Source organism: Filimonas zeae (genome assembly GCF_014641615.1).
In the GTDB taxonomy this organism is placed as follows: domain Bacteria; phylum Bacteroidota; class Bacteroidia; order Chitinophagales; family Chitinophagaceae; genus Filimonas; species Filimonas zeae.
The window spans coordinates 1,289,744-1,306,508 of record NZ_BMIB01000001.1 but is presented as its reverse complement, the minus strand read 5'-3'; the positions used below and the strand labels follow the sequence as shown (position 1 = coordinate 1,306,508).

At 46.5% G+C, this 16,765-nt stretch carries 12 protein-coding genes; 1 reads left to right on the top strand and 11 read right to left on the bottom strand.

All coding sequences use genetic code 11. The annotated features are described in order from the left end of the window. Positions 1–43 precede the first annotated feature (43 nt). The 7 genes from xyl3A to IEY13_RS05095 all read right to left on the bottom strand — a co-directional run bounded on the left by xyl3A (position 44) and on the right by IEY13_RS05095 (position 12,627). Positions 44–2,638, bottom strand: coding sequence for a xylan 1,4-beta-xylosidase (gene xyl3A, locus IEY13_RS05125; RefSeq protein ID WP_229687736.1), 2,595 nt, complete (start codon positions 2,636–2,638; stop codon positions 44–46). A 99-nt stretch (positions 2,639–2,737) separates the two neighbouring features. Beyond that, positions 2,738–4,285 carry a DUF5123 domain-containing protein gene (locus IEY13_RS05120; RefSeq protein WP_188950863.1) on the bottom strand — a complete coding sequence of 516 codons (1,548 nt, stop codon included), beginning with the start codon at positions 4,283–4,285 and terminating at the stop codon, positions 2,738–2,740. Between the two features lie 28 nt (positions 4,286–4,313). Beyond that, positions 4,314–6,122 (bottom strand): RagB/SusD family nutrient uptake outer membrane protein, encoded by a 1,809-nt coding sequence (locus IEY13_RS05115; RefSeq protein ID WP_188950862.1) that lies wholly within the window; start codon positions 6,120–6,122, stop codon positions 4,314–4,316. 24 nt (positions 6,123–6,146) lie between these two features. Next, positions 6,147–9,635 (bottom strand): TonB-dependent receptor, encoded by a 3,489-nt coding sequence (locus IEY13_RS05110; RefSeq protein ID WP_188950861.1) that lies wholly within the window; start codon positions 9,633–9,635, stop codon positions 6,147–6,149. 114 nt (positions 9,636–9,749) lie between these two features. Beyond that, positions 9,750–10,919: a FecR family protein gene (locus IEY13_RS05105; protein ID WP_188950860.1), complete on the bottom strand. Its 1,170-nt coding sequence runs from the start codon at positions 10,917–10,919 to the stop codon at positions 9,750–9,752. 79 nt (positions 10,920–10,998) lie between these two features. Further along, positions 10,999–11,601 (bottom strand): RNA polymerase sigma factor, encoded by a 603-nt coding sequence (locus IEY13_RS05100; protein ID WP_188950859.1) that lies wholly within the window; start codon positions 11,599–11,601, stop codon positions 10,999–11,001. Between the two features lie 183 nt (positions 11,602–11,784). Continuing rightward, positions 11,785–12,627 carry a carboxylesterase family protein gene (locus tag IEY13_RS05095; protein WP_188950858.1) on the bottom strand — a complete coding sequence of 281 codons (843 nt, stop codon included), beginning with the start codon at positions 12,625–12,627 and terminating at the stop codon, positions 11,785–11,787. Positions 12,628–12,708: 81 nt separating this feature from the next. Here IEY13_RS05095 and IEY13_RS05090 point away from each other — a divergent pair, with 81 nt between their 5' ends. After that, a complete protein-coding gene (locus IEY13_RS05090) occupies positions 12,709–13,149 on the top strand; it encodes an acyl-CoA thioesterase (protein WP_188950857.1) in 441 nt (146 codons plus the stop codon). A 10-nt stretch (positions 13,150–13,159) separates the two neighbouring features. On the opposite strand, the gene IEY13_RS05085 is transcribed toward IEY13_RS05090, so the two are convergent. The 4 genes from IEY13_RS05085 to IEY13_RS05070 form a co-directional block, all read right to left on the bottom strand. Further along, on the bottom strand, positions 13,160–14,413 hold the full coding sequence (locus IEY13_RS05085) for an amidohydrolase family protein (protein ID WP_188950856.1): 1,254 nt from the start codon (positions 14,411–14,413) through the stop codon (positions 13,160–13,162). 95 nt (positions 14,414–14,508) lie between these two features. Next, positions 14,509–15,516 carry a family 43 glycosylhydrolase gene (locus IEY13_RS05080; protein ID WP_188950855.1) on the bottom strand — a complete coding sequence of 336 codons (1,008 nt, stop codon included), beginning with the start codon at positions 15,514–15,516 and terminating at the stop codon, positions 14,509–14,511. A gap of 12 nt (positions 15,517–15,528) precedes the next feature. Further along, positions 15,529–16,146, bottom strand: a complete 618-nt coding sequence (locus IEY13_RS05075; RefSeq protein WP_188950854.1) for a hypothetical protein — start codon at positions 16,144–16,146, stop codon at positions 15,529–15,531. After that, positions 16,143–16,712: a DinB family protein gene (locus IEY13_RS05070; RefSeq protein ID WP_188950853.1), complete on the bottom strand. Its 570-nt coding sequence runs from the start codon at positions 16,710–16,712 to the stop codon at positions 16,143–16,145. Before IEY13_RS05070 ends, IEY13_RS05075 begins: the two co-directional genes overlap by 4 nt. Between the last annotated feature and the right edge of the window lie 53 nt (positions 16,713–16,765).

The following is a 16,765-nucleotide window of genomic DNA, read 5'->3' as shown; positions in this document are numbered from 1 at the left end:
AAACTATGATACGGCCTCTTTAACGTCAAGGTTTAGTGTGGTGTTATTGTATTATCAGGTTTATCTTTTGCAGTTGTTTACTATCTGAACTTCCACCATACAACACTTCGTACTTACCCGGCTTAACGCGCACACTTTGCGTTTGCGGATCAAAAAACTCAAAGGCACTGTTACCCAGTGGTATCTGCACGCTGCTGCTTTGGCCTGCTTTAATGAATACGCGTTTAAAAGCACGCAGCGATTTCAACGGCCCTTCTTTATCCTGCATATTCCGGATATATACCTGCACCACTTCTTCCCCATCTCTGCTGCCGGTATTGGCTACAGGTATAGTGGCCAGTACAGAATCTTTTACGGTAATGGTGGTTTTACTAAGGCTTGCTTTGTTGTACCGGAAGGTGGTATAACTAAGGCCGTGACCGAAAGGGTATACCGGCTTACCGGTGAAGTAACGATAGGTGCGGCCTTTCGTCATTTGATAATCTTCAAAATCCGGCAGATCGCTGGTGGCTGCATAAAACGTAACCGGTAAACGGCCTGCGGGGTTGTAATCGCCAAACAGTACATCAGCCACAGCAGTACCGCCCTGTTGGCCGGGGTACCAGGCTTCCAGCACCGCATCCAGGTTTTCGTTTTCCCAGGGTAAGGCCAGTGCGCTGCCAGAACACACCACAAATATTACCGGCTTACCTGTGGCCTTTAAGGCACGTAACAGTTTTTCCTGCGCGGGCGGTAATTCAATAGTGGTTCTATCGCCTTTTTTAAAGCCGGGTATTTCCAGGCTGCGCTCCTCTCCTTCCAATGCCGCAGAAATGCCACCTACAAATACTATAGCATCTGCATCCTGCACACGGGCCGCCACCTCAGCAGGTACCACCGCTTTTTTTACGCCCATGTCAAAATTGAGTGTAGCGCTGCCATTGCTTTGAAAATACTCTATTACTATATGATAAGTATGGTCCTTTTCTGCACGCAGCCGCCAGGTTTTACCAGGCTGCTTACCAATGTTCCAATAAGCCAGCACCTCTGCATTATCTACCTTAATTCTGTATCCATCATCTGCGGAAATTTTAAACAAAATATCCTCCGCTTCTTTGGCAGTATAGTTGGTTTGAAACCGTGCAGAAAAATCGTACAGATTAACGCCCGGTGCAAAAACCGTATTACCACCTGCATCATAACTGAACGGTCTGCTTACCTGATCTTCAGCTACCATTGGCCCGGTAAAATCGCGTGTATTCCAGAACTGCGCTTTAAAGCCGGGTTTACCTTCAAAACTGCAACGGGTTACATAACTGCTGAATACCGTATCCGTTACCAGCTCGCAGCCTTTCTCGTACACCACTGCACCCTGCGGCAGCCTGGCTTTTATGCCTTCCAGTATGGTTACGGTGCGGGAAGGGATGCCATTGTAGTTGGCCCACTGCATTACCGAATCGTTGGCATTGGGCCCTACTACTGCCAGCTTGCGTATATTGGCAGATAAGGGTAATGTTTTATTCTTATTGCTTAACAATACCATGCTTTTGCGGGCCATTTCCAGTGCATGTTGTACATGCACTTTGCCTTCTACTACCGAATAAGAAATCTGCGACAATGCCACCAGCGAATCATTATCCAGCATACCCAGCTGTATTCTGGCGCGCAGCAGCCGCAATACCGATTTATCAATTTCCTCTTCTTTAATCAGCCCTTCTTTTACGGCAGTTTCCAGTGCAGCATACGATCCGTCGCAGGCAAGGTCTGTTCCGGATAATACCGCATCTGCTGCCGCGGCCTGCACCGTACTGTGGGTTTCATGTTTGTCTTTACCATAAAAATCGCGGATAGCACCGCAGTCAGATACAATTACATCTTCAAAGCCCCAGGTATCGCGCAGTATCTTTACCAGCAACTGTTTGTTAGAGCAGCAGGGCTCGCCCTCAAAACGGTTATAAGCACACATTACTTCTTTTACATGCGCCTCTGTTACCAGCGTCTTAAAAGCAGGCAGGTAGGTTTCCCACAAATCGCGCTGCGAAATATGTTTGGCATCAAAGCTGTGCCGGTTCCATTCCGGCCCGCTGTGTACGGCGTAGTGTTTGGCGCAGGCATGTGTTTTATCGTATTTACCCAGGCCATTACCCTGCAGACCTGTTACCACCGCATAACCCATTGAGGCGGTTAAACACGGGTCTTCGCCGTAGGTTTCCATACCCCGGCCCCAACGCGGATCGCGGAAGATGTTGATATTAGGCGTCCAGAACGTAAGGCCCTGGTATCGTTTATACTGATTGTTTCTTTTAAAATCGTGGTGCTTGGCGCGGGCCTCATCTGCAATCATAGAATAAGTGGTGTATACAGACGCCGTATCAAAAGTAGCCGCAAGCCCTATGGTTTGTGGAAATACGGTGGCTTTACCTGCCCGGGCCACGCCGTGCAAAGCTTCGTTCCACCAGTCGGTTGCCGGTATGCCCAAACGTTCAATAGCCGGTGAGCCATTCATGGTCTGGCTTATCTTTTCTTTCAAGGTCATGCGCTTCAGCAAATCCTTTGCCCGTTCTTCCGCACCCAGCGCCGGGTTTTGATAAGGCAATTGCTGTGCGGCCAGTTGGGCCCATACCAATACCGATACTAATAAGGCTACGCTTCTGTTCATGCTTTTCATTAATCGCTTTTTATCATCTTACATCAGGGTCATCAGTTGTTCCCCCTGAGAACAGGGCGAACATGATGACTTTGCTTGTTGTCGAAAAACTTATCTCCATCTGGGGTCTCCGGCAGTATTCTTTGCCGGAAACAGGTTGTCTGCTATTGTAAAATCACCCTTAAACGGATCTTTCCACAGCTGTAGTGCGGGCCGCGTATAAGTAGTGATATTAGGAAAATCGTTACCAGCCGAAGTATGGTCAGCCGTACGATAGTTATTGGTTACATATACCGATGTAGTAGCCCCGATTCTGAAATCTCTTACCGTGGTAGCACCGGCACTGTTTTTTCCTATACCAAACAGGCAGTTGGTTACGGTTAGCCCACCTGTAATACCATTACCATTATAATCTACATAATAGCTTTTGCTGTTGCCCAGCGGTGCTTCATTAAATGTACAGTTGTTCAGCAGCACGGTATTGGAACTTTGTGCGCTGGTAATCATACCCTCCACCTTATACACCGTGCTGTTGGTTACGGCAATGTTGTCAATTTTACAGGAGGCCGCAATGTTCAATACCGAATAGTTGCCTACACTGTCTACAATACAGTTGTCAATAATAAAACTACCCATGTTTAAAGTGCCACCCTGCAGGCGCACCATGCCGCGGAATATTTCCATGCGGCTGTTTACAAACTTCAGCTTACCTATATTGGCGCTGTTGGAGTTATTGAATATATAACGCGAACCATAGTTATCGCTGTACATATGTACATCGTTAAACTCAATAGAATCAATAGCAGCCCCGGCAGCAAAACTGAAATTGCTGGTAAAGAATATTTTAGCCTTTACAGTGCTTTGCAAATCCGGCGCACTCATAATAATCAGGCTTTTGCCAAAGCTGAAGCCGGAGGCTATGTTATACGTTTCGTTTCTGTTAAGCATAATAATACTGCCCGCACTTACCACCGGCAAAGTATCTGACAGTACGCCCGGGCGGCCACTAATGCCGGTAAGGTCAATAATAGTTCCTGTAAAAGGTTCTTTAGTGGTAAAATCCACATACCCCCTTACATCTGCCCCACTGTATAATTGAATAGTATATTTTACACCAGCTTCCAGCCCGCCGGCTACCACGGTTTCACCGGCAATATCTGTTGCGGTAAGTGTTATCTCCTTTACCACCACACTGTCTGCCGTACGCAGTATTTTAACAGCTGTAACAGCTGCGCCTTTGGTAGTCCATTGTACCCGTACCGAGTTTACCGTAATATCTGCCGGGCCAGGTGTTTTTAAAATAGAAGAAAGCGTTTTAACGGTACCCAGTTTAGCCCAGAAAGAGTTTTGGCTGGTATCTGCCGCCACAGCTTTTACCCGCAGGTGATATACCTGATTAAATAACAGCTGGGTAACAACAGCCGCACTGCTATCGGTAAACACCGTTTTATCAATGGTATGAAAAGTATCGCGGCTCAGCTGCAATTCGTACCGGCTGGCACCTGCAATTTTTTGCCAGGATGCCACAATAGTATTGGAATCGGCCGTAAGCGCTTCTGCTGCTACCGGGCGAAACAATCTTGGCGCCACCAGGTCTTCGTGCTTTTTACACGCAACTATGGCAGCTATAACAACTATCAGAAAACATATCTTTTTCATGAGCAATTCGTTTAAGCAGATGATTAGCTTAATAACCATATTGATTGGACAGGGAACCCAGGCTGGCTGTAATTACAGAACCATGCAGCGGTAACACATACCGTACAGGTGCCTGGCCACTGTTATCGGTATAGCCCCTCCACTGCCACAGATTGTAATTACCGGGTGTATTGGTGCTGGTATTCCATAACGCGCGCGTCCAGTTGGTTTTAATAGTGTATTCCGCCGGTACCGTTCCGGTATATTTACGGAAGCGGTTTAAAAAGGTTACGGACTTATCCGGGTTGCGTTTGCTGTACAAATAATCCGGTAAATCTGAATAGGTACCTACGCCTGCAATAGCATCCTGCCCCATCTGGTTTAATGCATTTCTGGTTTCCGCAATCTTTTTACCATACAGGTTCCAGCGCACCAGATCAAACTTGCGTATCATTTCACCACCCAGCTCCCACGCACGTTCATTTACAATAGCATTGAAAAAGCCATCTTTACCACCAGCGGCGGTGGCTATATAGTTGTCTACCTTATCGGCCCATAATGTGGCCGGAAAGGCACGCTGGCGTACTTTACGCAGCGCGTCCTTTGCCACCTGTGTGGGACCATTCAGTTCGTTTTCACTTTCTGCCAGCATCAGCAACACATCTGCATACCGTAATACCGGCCAGTTAATACTGGTTCCTTTGGAAGAGGCAGGGCCCAGCGGTGTTGGCACCAGCATACGGTTCCATTTGTTAACAGCCATACCGGTAATATTGATGGGCATCTGTGCCAGCGTATCGTTGTAAGAAACCAGCGACACGGTTACCGGCAACCGCAGATCGCTGGTATCGAAGGAGTAGTAATACGTAGGTGTTAAAGCCATGGATATGGTAGTAGCGCCGAAGGAGTGAAAGTTAAGGCCATTGGTTACCGATACCCCCACACACCAACCTACATCACCAAAGCCGGGTGCATAGGCTACTTCATACAATATATCTCCGTTAACCGGTTTAATGTATTTGTTCTGGTTCATAAACACGGTTTGAAAATCGGTCAGATCTCTCGGTTTCAGTTCCACCAGTTTTTTGCAGTACCTGTTGGCTATTTCATAATACTCCAGATAATCCTTTTTGCGCTGCATGGTCATATCCGGGTACAGCCAGTACCCACCGCGCAGCAGCGATAACTTAGCAATCATGCCCAACACAAACTCACGGTTAATCAGTTCAATGCCATTGGTCAGCTGATCGGCCCACAGCATTTTGGGTTCTATAGCAATGAGGTCGTTAATTAACCAGGTAAGCACCGAATCACGTCCGGTGCGCGGCAGGTAAAAATCATCACCCGCACGGGAAGGTTTAATGCTGAAAGGCACATCACCCCAGTGGTGCATCAGCAGCATGTACCAGTATGCCCGCAGGGCCTTTACCTCGCCCAGCATATTCAGGTAATTGGGGTTATTGGGTTGTTTGGCCAGTGCAATAGTGGTTAAGCCATATTCACATTCGTTGGCCCGGTTAATGGCGCTGAAAGCATTGTTCCATACAGATAGCAGATCGCCATTAGAGCTGGTGGCTTCAAAAGACCATAAATCTCTCCGGCCCCCATCTGGCGAAGCACCTACGGCAGTGCCCACTTCCACATCGGTATTACCGGCAAACAAAGTGGACACCCGTGAGGTATACGCATCCTGATTAAAAAGCGCATATACCATACCTACCGATTTGCGGGCATCTGACTCGGAGCCAAACACATACTCGCCCGTAAACCGCGAGTCTGAATCGGATACCAGAAACTTTTTACAGGAGCACAGGGCTATGGCTGTAAAGGCAATCGTTATATAAAAAAGTCGTTTCATGTTTCTCTGTTAAAAGCTGAGGAATTAAAAGGTAACATTCACACCCGCTGTGTAAGAGCGGCTTTTAGGATACGCACTGTAATCTACCCCCGGCGTAAGCTGGGTATAGTTGCTGCTTCTGGTGGTACTTACTTCCGGATCGTAGCCGCTGTAGCTGGTAATAAGGAAGGCATTGTACACGGTAGCATATATTCTCAGCTTACTCATATAAGCCCTTTTTATCCATTTGGCAGGAAGCGAATACCCCAGCGATAATGTGTTCAGCCGCAGAAAGCTGCCTTTTTCCACTGCCCAGGAATGGAAATACGGAGAAGCGTTACCCATGGAGAAAGGACTCCATATTTTAGGATTGGGATTAATAGCCGCCAGCCTTTTCAAATCGGTTACCAACTCGCCATTGGCATCAATATATCTGAACCTTTCTGATGAATTTACAGTATTGAGCATATTACCATAGGTGGTACGGTACAGCATATTGAAAGAGATTTTACCCGTATTGTATACATCGTTACCATATACCCAGTTAAAGAAAGCAGTAAGATCGAACCCTTTAAAAGTAGAAGTAAAACCAAAACCACCGGTAGCCTTAGGCAACGCACTGCCTATAACGGTACGGTCAAACGCATCAATAGAACCGGAGCCATCTCTGTCCTGCAGTTTCAGCGTGCCGGGGCGCAGGCCAATACCACCTAAATCAGCACTGGGTACCCCTGCCTTTAAAATGTATTTTCTGGTGCTGGCGTCATAGCTTTCAAAATCATCTACCGTGTACATGCCATCTGTAACATAGCCATACATTAAGCCGATGGTTTTGCCTACGTACAAGCGGTAATCATCCTGTGTTTTTAAATCGGTACCTGCCCAGTTAGAGTTGAAGAGCCTTTCATCCACACCATCCAGCTTATCAATACGTGCTTTGTTAATACCGATGTTGAAATTAAAATCCAGTGTAAAATCTTTTTTAGATACCAGGGTAGTAGTCAGCGCCAGCTCAATACCCCTGTTAGAGGTTTGGCCAATATTGCGCTGCTGGGTGGAGAAGCCGGTGGTTTGCGGTATGGCAGACTGTACCAGCAGGTCTTTGGTAGTGTTATGGTATATATCTATCGTACCATTTACTTTATTAAACACGGTAAAATCTAAACCTATGTTGCGGGTAATAGTGGTTTCCCATTTTACATCGGGATTGGTTAACTGAGAACTGGCATAGGTATAGTACGGGTTGGGTATATCCCCTGCCCCATAAGGCCTTGTTACACTGGGGGCAAACAACAGGCGCCACTGATCGCTGGCAATGTTGTTGTTACCCACGGTACCATAGCTGGCCCGCAACTTCAGATCGGTAAAAAACGGCAGGCTCTTCATAAAGTCTTCCGAAGAAATACGCCAGGCGGCAGAAGCAGCCGGGAACCAGCCCCATTGCTTACCCGGAGCAAAACGCGTAGAGCCATCAAAACGACCAGTGAAATTGAATATGTATTTTCCTTTAAACTGATAAATAGCACGTCCGAAAAAGGACGCTGTTTTATCCGGCGCTATTTCTGTAGTGGTATGCTGATCCTGCGTACCCAGGCTCATGGTAGCAAACAGCTTTTCCGGCAATATATCGGCATTGAAATATTTGGCGCGGTTATACTCTTCAAAGCCTTTGTTACGGGCCAGTATTTCCTGCCCGCCCATAATGTTCAGGTCATGCTCTTTGCTCTTTAATGCCTGCACGGTAAGGGTGTTGGTAAGGCGGAAATCTTCTGACTGGTTCTGGGTAATCTCCCCCATAGGCAGGTTGCCCCCTTCGTTTCTGGACGTGCTGGTAAGCGGGCCATAGTAACGGCGGTTCTGGTTAAAACCCATACCATAGCTTACCTCGTTACGGTAGGTTACATTCTGAACAATCTTCCACGATAATCCGGCGTTAAACGTAAACAACCTGCCAACGCGCTTTCTGTAATCCTGCTCGGTTAACTTCAGCGGGTTTACCATGTTGCTGAGAAACTGCTCATAATCGTCACTGGCGCCGGGGTCAATCAGTATCATATCTGCAATACCATTTACCGGGCGCGTGGTAATACCATCGCCTATGCGGAAGTTAGAACTGCCGGATGAACCTGCCCCGTTGATGATGGTGTTGGTATAACGTGCAGCCATATCAAACTTAAGCGCGGGAGATATTTCGTGGTTGAGTTTGAAGTTGAGGTAATACCTTTTAAAGTTATTACTGGCAATCAGCCCCGCATCTTTATTGTGCGTAAAGTTGAGTGCTATTTTGGTTTTATCGTTACCACCGGTAAGGCTTACACTGTTCTGCTGCGAATAGGAAGGACTGCCATACAGTTGCTGTTGCCAGTCGGTACCCTTCTGGTATTTATACAATTCCAGATCTTCATAATCGCCAAAGAATTTGGTGAAGTTGTCTACATCCGTCTGGCTTTTGATACGTGCATACTCGTACTGCGCCAGTACAAACTCGTACGGTGAAAGTACTTTTAACTTACGCGGCAATTGACGCGCCTGCATAAAGCCATTGTAAGAAATAGAAGTTTTACCTCCTTTGGCGCTTTTGGTAGTAATAATTACCACGCCATTGGCACCTGCTGCACCATAGATAGCAGCCGTAGCAGCATCTTTTAATATATCTATGCTGGCAATGTCTGCGGGGGCAATGTCATTAATACTGTTTACGCGAAAGCCATCTACAATATATAACGGGTCGTTACTGCCGGTGATGGACCCACCGCCCCGTACCCGTATTACCACTTCCGCACCAGGCTGCCCATCCACTGTAGTTACCTGTACACCCGGCAGGCGGCCGGTTAACGCCTCAGCCGCATTGGCCACCGGAATTTTTTCCAGCTGCGAACCACTGAGCGATGATACAGTGCCGGTAAGGTCTTTACGCTTTACAGACTGGTAGCCGATTACCACCACATCTTCCATGCTCTTGTTTACCTCTTCCAGCGTTACGTTTACGGCAGTACCTGGTGTTACCCGTACATCTTTAGATAAATAGCCTACATAAGATACTATAAGTACGGGTGCTTTACCCGCTGTGGTAAATGAAAAAGAACCATCCGCTTTGGTAATGGTTTGGTTTTTAGTGCCTTTTTCAACAATAACAGCACCTGATAATGGCTCACTGGCTTTGCCTGCAATAAAACCGCTAACTACCACTGCTGGTTTACGTGTAGTATCTGCAGCTACCTTAGCAGGTGCCACACTTTTTACTTTTACTACTATGGTTTTGTCTACCACAGACCAGGAAAGTGGTAATTGGGCAAAAGTGGCATTCAGTGCGTTTTCAAGCGTGGCATCTTTTACCACCACAGAAACGGGCTGCACGTTTTTTAATGATCCATCCGGGTAAAAGAATGAATACCCACTCTGCCGCGTGATGGTCTGAAACACCTTTTCTATCGGTGTATTTTTCTCATTCAGGGTAATGCCCTGTGCATTCAGTTTTTCATGAACTGCCAGGAGAAGCAGTACAAAAAGCCATGCAGTCGTTAGTTTTTTCATTTTTGTTTATTTAGAAAACCTAAGGCAATACGGTGGCTATTGGTTAACTGCAACCAGTTACCATGTGCCACAAGCAATCCACTATAAATAGAAATTAATATTACTTTCCGTTACTTATTTGGGAATAACCGTTACCGATTTCCCTTTTATCTGAAAACCTACCTTACCGGTCAGTTCCAGTATACTCAGCAATTGTTCTGCATTTACCGTTCTGGATATATCACCCGAAAACTTTTCATCTACCGTATCATTATATACAAAATCAATATCGTACCAGCGCGAAGCCTGCCTTAAAATAGTGCCCAGGTCTGCTCCTTTAAAGGTGAACTTTCCGTTTTTCCAGGCCACCACCGCATCTATATCCACGCTGTTTTTAACATGCAAACTATGCACGCCTTTAGCTACCGCCTGCTGGCCCGGCTTCAGTAAACATTCACCTGCATGCCCCGCAACACGTACGCTGCCTTCCAGTAGCGTGGTGCGTATAGCCCCTTCATTTTCGTAGGCATTTATATTAAAATGTGTACCCTTTACTTCCACATCCACCGCGTTTACTTCCACATGAAAAGGTTTTGCTGCATTCTTTGCCACTTCAAAATACCCTTCGCCGGTAAGCATCACTCTCCGCTCCTTTCCGTTGAAGGCCACCGGAAAACGCAGCACCGATGAGGCATTCAGCCATACCTGTGTACCATCTGACAGCGTTAGCTGGTACTGCCCACCACGTGGTGTGGCAATACTGTTATACACTATGGCACCAGTATCTGCTGCCTGCTGGTATGCCAGTTGACCATCGGCCAGTTTTATTACTTTTACGGCCCCTTGTGTAGTAAGCCTGCCATCCTTTGTAGTATCCAGCACAATAGCAGAGCCATCTGCCAGTGTTAGCACAGCTTTGTTACCGCCGGGTATCAGCCCCTTAGCCGGTTGCACTTTTGCCGTTTCTACCGGCGCAGGTTTATGGTAATACCAACCATAATACACGCCTGTACACGCCAGCAACAACAGCATGGCAGCTATGGAAATCCATTTAATATAATAAGTACGGGTAGTGCCTGGCTTCTGCTGCAAACGCTGCTGCAGATGCTCTTTAATCGCCAGAAGCCTTCCGTTATCAGGTGCTGCCACATGTACCTCCCTATCCAGTTCTTCCTGCAGCATTTCTTCCAGCAGCCGGTTGTATTCAGGCTGTTCCAGTAAACGGCTCAGTTCCTGCTTTTCAGCAGGTGATATGTTTTCTGAAAGATATTTTTTCAGTAACCGCCTGAATGTCGAATATTCCATAATCGTAGGTATATGGCCGTGCCAAGCAAACGTTCCATTATTAAAGACGTGAAAAGAAGAAAAAAGGGGACAGCCGTTTTTAAAAATTTATTACAATTTCCAGGGCAGCAGCTGTTAACTGCCAGACTATGCAAAACAAAGCATCGTAGTTGGCCCTGAGATAGCTGCGGAGGGTATTTAACGCGCGCCCTATATTTTTTTTGGTAGCTTCTTTCGAAGTCTGCATTTTTTCAGCCACTTCGTCATACGACAAACCTTCATCGCGGCTGAGCAGGTAGGCCCTCTGCTGTTGGTGTGGCAACTGGCGTATACCCGCTTCTATTACTGCAGAAAGTTGCCTTTGCGCATACATAGCCTCTGGCTGTAATCCCGGCTCTTCATAATAGCTGATGTCTGCCTCTACCTCCTGCTTCAGCCTGTTGCGAAACTGTGTGGCCAGCTGGTTACGGGCTATAATAAACAGATAAGACCGGAAATTATTTACCGCAGGAAGGTGTGTTCTCTTTTCCCACACAATTGTAAATACGTCCTGCGTAACATCCTGTGCCGCCTGGGGAGACTTTAGCCAGGCCAGCGCCTGTGCATAAATGTTGTTCCAATACCTTTCTACCAACTCATTAAAAGCTTCGTTGCTGCCGCCGGCAAGCTGCTGCAATATATAATGTTCTTCTGCCTCCTTCATAGAAAGTACCTCCTATGTTTAACAGGCATACACAACAGCTTTTTTTTACAGTAAACCTGTACAGGCATCGTATGGCTTTGGCGTAAAAACAAATTAATGCAATCGGTTACAATGCAGAGGTACAAAAAGTTTTTTATCTGAAAAAATTTACCTGTTTTACGGCTTTACTGCGGTTTGGGTGGCTTATTGCTGTAAAGTATGCTTAAACAGCCAGGCCGGTATTTTACCGGAAAGCAGTTCGGGCGCAACAATAGTATTATGGGTAGCCCCGGCAATTTGCCAGAACCGGATGGGAGCCGCCTGCCCTGCCGCCTTAAAAAAGCGCTTGCTTACTGTAAAAGGGTTTTCTGTATCCTCCATACCATGTATCAGCCATACAGGCGTTTTTGTTAACGCGCTAACACGCTCCATTTCCGTTACCGGTGCAATGGCTACTGCTGCGGCAAAAGTATTGCGGGTATGTGCCAGCAGGCTCAGGGCCGAAGACCCACCCATGGAATATCCCATTACATACACCCGGCTGGTATCTATGGAGTATTGCCGCTTTATGCTGTCAATCAGCGGTATTATCTGTAGCAGAATAGTATCAGGCACAGCCGACACTATAGTACCCGCACTATCTGTTGTATAGTTGGCAGAGCGTACCGGAAACTGTGGTGCCAGCACAAAGGCAGGATATTTATGCCTTACCTGCCTATCCAGCCATATTCTGGCAAGTGGCTCCAGTTGCTTTTGATTATCTGTTCCTATACGGGAGGAGTTGTGCAGTGTAATTACCAGTGGATATTTTTTACCAGATGCCTGACGGGCCGGTTTCAATATCCTGTAAGGAATGGTTTGCTTGTTTGCGGTGGTATAGTAACCAGGTTCATAATCTGCATCGGGCAAATTATTCAAACGTTTTCTCGCATCTGCCCCACTGGCACTGTCAATCTGAAAACTAACAGAACGCTCTTCGCGCATGGCTTTCTGTGTACTGCACCCTGTGGCCAGCAGGCCGCATGCTAAAATCCATCTGACTGTCATGCTTAAAAGTACTTACCTTCAGGTAAACAGCCACCATATTGTGGATGAATGGTGAATGTGGCAGCCGAAAAAACAGAAACTATGGAACTGAAACTGAAACATACTTTTGAAGTGCGCTGGTCAGATCTTGATCCTAACTTTCATGTACGCCATAATGTGTATTACGACTGGGCTGCCACTGCCCGTATTCTCTGCCTTACCCACGCTGGTTTTGGCGCCGCTTTTATGGCGCAGCACCACCTGGGGCCGGTACTATTCAGAGAAGAAGCCATTTTTAAACGGGAAGTACACCTGGGCGATGCAGTGGAAGTAAGCATGCAGCTGGTAAAATCGCGCCGCGACTTCAGCCGCTGGAGCTGGACGCATGAGATTATTAAAAATGGAGATACCGTTGCAGCCGTTATTAATGTTGACGGTGCCTTTATTGATACCCAGCTGCGTAAACTTACCACCCCGCCAGACAGCCTGATAGACCTGTTTACACAGATACCAAAATCGCCAGACTTCAGCTGGGCAGATTAGCGGCAAACTGCTATTGCAGTTTACCACCCTGTATTACCATTACCTGTTTTTTCAGATTGGCTATATCGGTAAGCGGATTACCGGAAAGCACCAGCAGGTCAGCCTTTTTACCGGGTACAACCGTACCTATGTTCTGCTCCTGCCCTATTGCCTCTGCAGCAATCAGTGTGGCAGACCGCAACGCCTCCAGCGGTGTAAACCCGCATCGGTTTACATAATAAGAAAGCTCATCCAGTAACCTGGGAAAAGGACGTTTCAAATCCACAATCTGATCGGTTCCTGCACATACTTTCACCCCACAGGCATGTACTTTCTTCAGCAGGCTGAACGCATAATCATCTTCCTGATCAGAAATACACAGTGTGGCATCTAATATGGCGTTGTTAGCCTTCATGGCATTACAGAAGGCCGTAACATCTACTGCTGAAAGCAGGCTATCTGCCGTTTCTTTAGACATAGGGCGGTTTCTTCTTCTGGTAGCCACCCCAATAAGGCTATCGTCAGGGCTAATCCAGGCCAGCATATATGCATGCGACAGTACTTCTACCCCTGCCTGCGCCACCTGTACGGGCCTTGCAGCATACATCATGGCGTGGCCCCATACTTTCAATTGGTGCCTTTTTGCTGCTTTTACTACCTCGGGCAAATAGCTGCTATCAATGGAATGGTACAGCTTTACGCCGGTAGCGCCACAGCCCTTAGCTGCCTTCATAATACTATCCAGGTTAACGCCAGGTTGCACGCATTGTTCCCATGCAGTATAGGGTTCCTTTCTCAAATCCATTCCCCGGTTAAAATACCAGGGCCCCGCCATAAAAGCGGCGTAGTATACATCGGCCCCTTTCGCTTCGCCGCTACGTATCTTTTTCTGTACCTGCTGCAAAACGCTGGCATCGCCCGCCGCATCACGCACACTGGTAATGCCATGCTGCAGAAAGTATTGTAAATGGCTCAGTGCGGTTTCAGGCTTTACCCCCATGCCGTTGGCAACGTGTACATGGGCATCTATTAATCCGGGCATTACATAGGCGCCTTTCAGGTCTATAACACGTGCTTTTGGCTTTTTAGTGGCGCGGCCGCCTACAGATACAATTTTACCCTGCTCAATACAAACCGTTACATCTCTCTGTATATTTCCGGATGTTACATCTATTACATTGGCGTGTTGTAACAGTAAGGCTGAATCGGATTGTGCCAGACAGGCCGGTGCAGGCAATAGCAGTAACAGAATGCCTGACAGCAGTATAGTTCTTCTTCTTTTCATGGAATGCCGGTTATCGGTTTCCTGTAAAGAATAACGAAAAGAAGATTTGTACCTATAGCGGAAGTATTTCCGTAAAACTTACCCGGCCTGTAACTTTATTCTGCTGCCAGATTTGCGGCTCCCGGTTCTATCTCAGGCCAGCCCTTTTTCCAGGTAATCTGATGTATAAGCAATTTAGACCTGCCCTTTTCAGCCGCCGAATACCCGTGAAAAACCAAAAAATCAGTGTCGTTTTCACTGTAAATACCGTTATGCCCCACGCCATACCAGTTTTCATTGCCCTGCAGCAGTAAGGTACCACCGCCCTGGTCCAGCCGCTTTCCTTCTTTATCTACATAAGGCCCATCTACACGCGCCGCACGCCCTACAATTATTTTGTAGGTACTTTGCGGCCCCTTGCAACAGTAATCGATAGAAGCAAAGAGGTAATAGTACTTTCCTTTCTGTATTACAAAAGGTGCCTCAATAGGGTTAGTGCTTTTAACAGGCGCAGCAAACCTGGAAGCCACCGTGAGGACAGCTGCTGTACTGTCTGCCACAGCTAACCGGTCGGGCGACAGCTTTACCATTTTCAAACCATCCCAGAAAGACCCGAAAGCCAGCCAGGGGGTGCCTGCTTTGTCCACCACCAGATTAGGGTCGATAGCGTTCCAGTTAGTTTTACCAGGTACAGACTGAATAAGTTTACCATGATCTGTCCAATGATAATTGGCACTGGCGGTATTTAATGTAGGGCTGGTTGCCACCCCTATACAGGATGTATTTTTTCCGAAAGCTGACACGGAATAATAGAGATAATATAATCCGTTATAAAAAGAAATATCAGGCGCCCATATGTGACCCTTAAAACCCGGCACCGCATCAACAGCCCATTGCGGAGGAGCATCAAACAACGGCTTTTCCTGTTTCCAATGCACCCTGTCTGTTGAAGACCAGCTGGCAATGCCAACGCCCGTGGCAAACAAATGATACACAGAATCCTGCTTTATCATAACCGGATCGTGAACAGAGATGTTGGTGCGGAGTTCCTGGGCGGTGGCACCTGAAATAAGTAGTGCAATAAGAAGGAAGCCTGCAGAACAACGGTTAAGCAATCGTAACATAGGATCATTGAATTAATCTGTCTGGCGATAAGGTTCAAGTAAAACAATATTAAAATCCAGCTTTTTATCAAAAGGGCCGTCAATGGAAGGTATATAATATTCCATTTCCAACAGCTGACTCAGTTGTGCCCATTCTGTTTTGTGGAAAAAAAAGAAATTGCGCTGGTGTACTTTGTACCGTGTGTTATCTTCTTTAATAGTAGAAATACCATTTCTGTTACAATAAGCCGCTACTATCATTGGCTCAAACACATTACTAAAATCCGCGCTATTTTTTTGAAACAGATGCTGCGCATTATTCCAGAACAAATAGCGGTAAGGCGGCTCTGTTTCAAAGTTCAGCAGCAAATCGTACAAAGCATGAACATTGTTATCCACCATTCTATAACCCACCGGCAGTATATGATTAGCCTGATACACAAAATCTGCAAAACGATGAATCTGGTGTCCATAAAAGGGCATCACTTCGTTACCACCCATTACTGCCAGATACTGTATATAGGTGGTTGCAAACCAGACAAGATCATCCTGCTCCTCACAAAATATCAGACAATCATTATTGCGGGTAGTATCATTATTCAAAGCTGCATGCCAATCGGCAGCAGTCCAGGCAGCCTCAATTTTAATCATGTCGTACATTTTCTGAATTCCGTTTCATTTTTCTCCATCTGCGTCACATGCCTTTGCCCATGCTGCGCCAGAAAATAGATATACTCGTATACATCTATCTTTCCCAGACCATTCACAGTCATAGTAGTTTTATACAGTACGCCTTCACCATTCTTCATTTTATCCAGATTGTTCAGGCATTGTTCCACCTGAGCCTTCAAAAGACTCCGCACCTCTTGTAAAGGCTTTATACCAGTCGGCTCCATATGTTCAGGCCGTATCCATGTAAAAGATAGGTGCTTCCCCACTTCTTCCAGCTTATCACGATGAAAAGTATAGTTTTCCAACTCAGCGGCCAGATTCAGTTTGTGAATGTTCTGTAATGCTTTGCTGGTGCCTTTATCAATCAGAATCAGCAGAAAATGATTCGTTAATCCTATATGTTCCAGAATTTCATTAGTAGTCCAGCCTCCATTAACAGGTTTATACGCCCGGATGGCTTCCTCTTTATCAAACCAGGTATCAATAGCAGAAAAGGTTTGTGTCAAAAACGTTCTTATATCAGCAATCACAGCTTCAATCTTCATAAAATACCATTAAAGGGTTGTAAGCCAAATTTACCGGATATTTACACAAAAAA

Bases quoted from the DNA above. Each gene is read 5' to 3' on its own strand.
- xyl3A (WP_229687736.1), bottom strand. From the start codon at position 2,638: ATGAACAGAAGCGTAGCCTTATTAGTATCGGTATTGGTATGGGCCCAA.
- IEY13_RS05120 (WP_188950863.1), bottom strand. From the start codon at position 4,285: ATGAAAAAGATATGTTTTCTGATAGTTGTTATAGCTGCCATAGTTGCG.
- IEY13_RS05115 (WP_188950862.1), bottom strand. From the start codon at position 6,122: ATGAAACGACTTTTTTATATAACGATTGCCTTTACAGCCATAGCCCTG.
- IEY13_RS05110 (WP_188950861.1), bottom strand. From the start codon at position 9,635: ATGAAAAAACTAACGACTGCATGGCTTTTTGTACTGCTTCTCCTGGCA.
- IEY13_RS05105 (WP_188950860.1), bottom strand. From the start codon at position 10,919: ATGGAATATTCGACATTCAGGCGGTTACTGAAAAAATATCTTTCAGAA.
- IEY13_RS05100 (WP_188950859.1), bottom strand. From the start codon at position 11,601: ATGAAGGAGGCAGAAGAACATTATATATTGCAGCAGCTTGCCGGCGGC.
- IEY13_RS05095 (WP_188950858.1), bottom strand. From the start codon at position 12,627: ATGACAGTCAGATGGATTTTAGCATGCGGCCTGCTGGCCACAGGGTGC.
- IEY13_RS05090 (WP_188950857.1), top strand. From the start codon at position 12,709: ATGGAACTGAAACTGAAACATACTTTTGAAGTGCGCTGGTCAGATCTT.
- IEY13_RS05085 (WP_188950856.1), bottom strand. From the start codon at position 14,413: ATGAAAAGAAGAAGAACTATACTGCTGTCAGGCATTCTGTTACTGCTA.
- IEY13_RS05080 (WP_188950855.1), bottom strand. From the start codon at position 15,516: ATGTTACGATTGCTTAACCGTTGTTCTGCAGGCTTCCTTCTTATTGCA.
- IEY13_RS05075 (WP_188950854.1), bottom strand. From the start codon at position 16,146: ATGATTAAAATTGAGGCTGCCTGGACTGCTGCCGATTGGCATGCAGCT.
- IEY13_RS05070 (WP_188950853.1), bottom strand. From the start codon at position 16,712: ATGAAGATTGAAGCTGTGATTGCTGATATAAGAACGTTTTTGACACAA.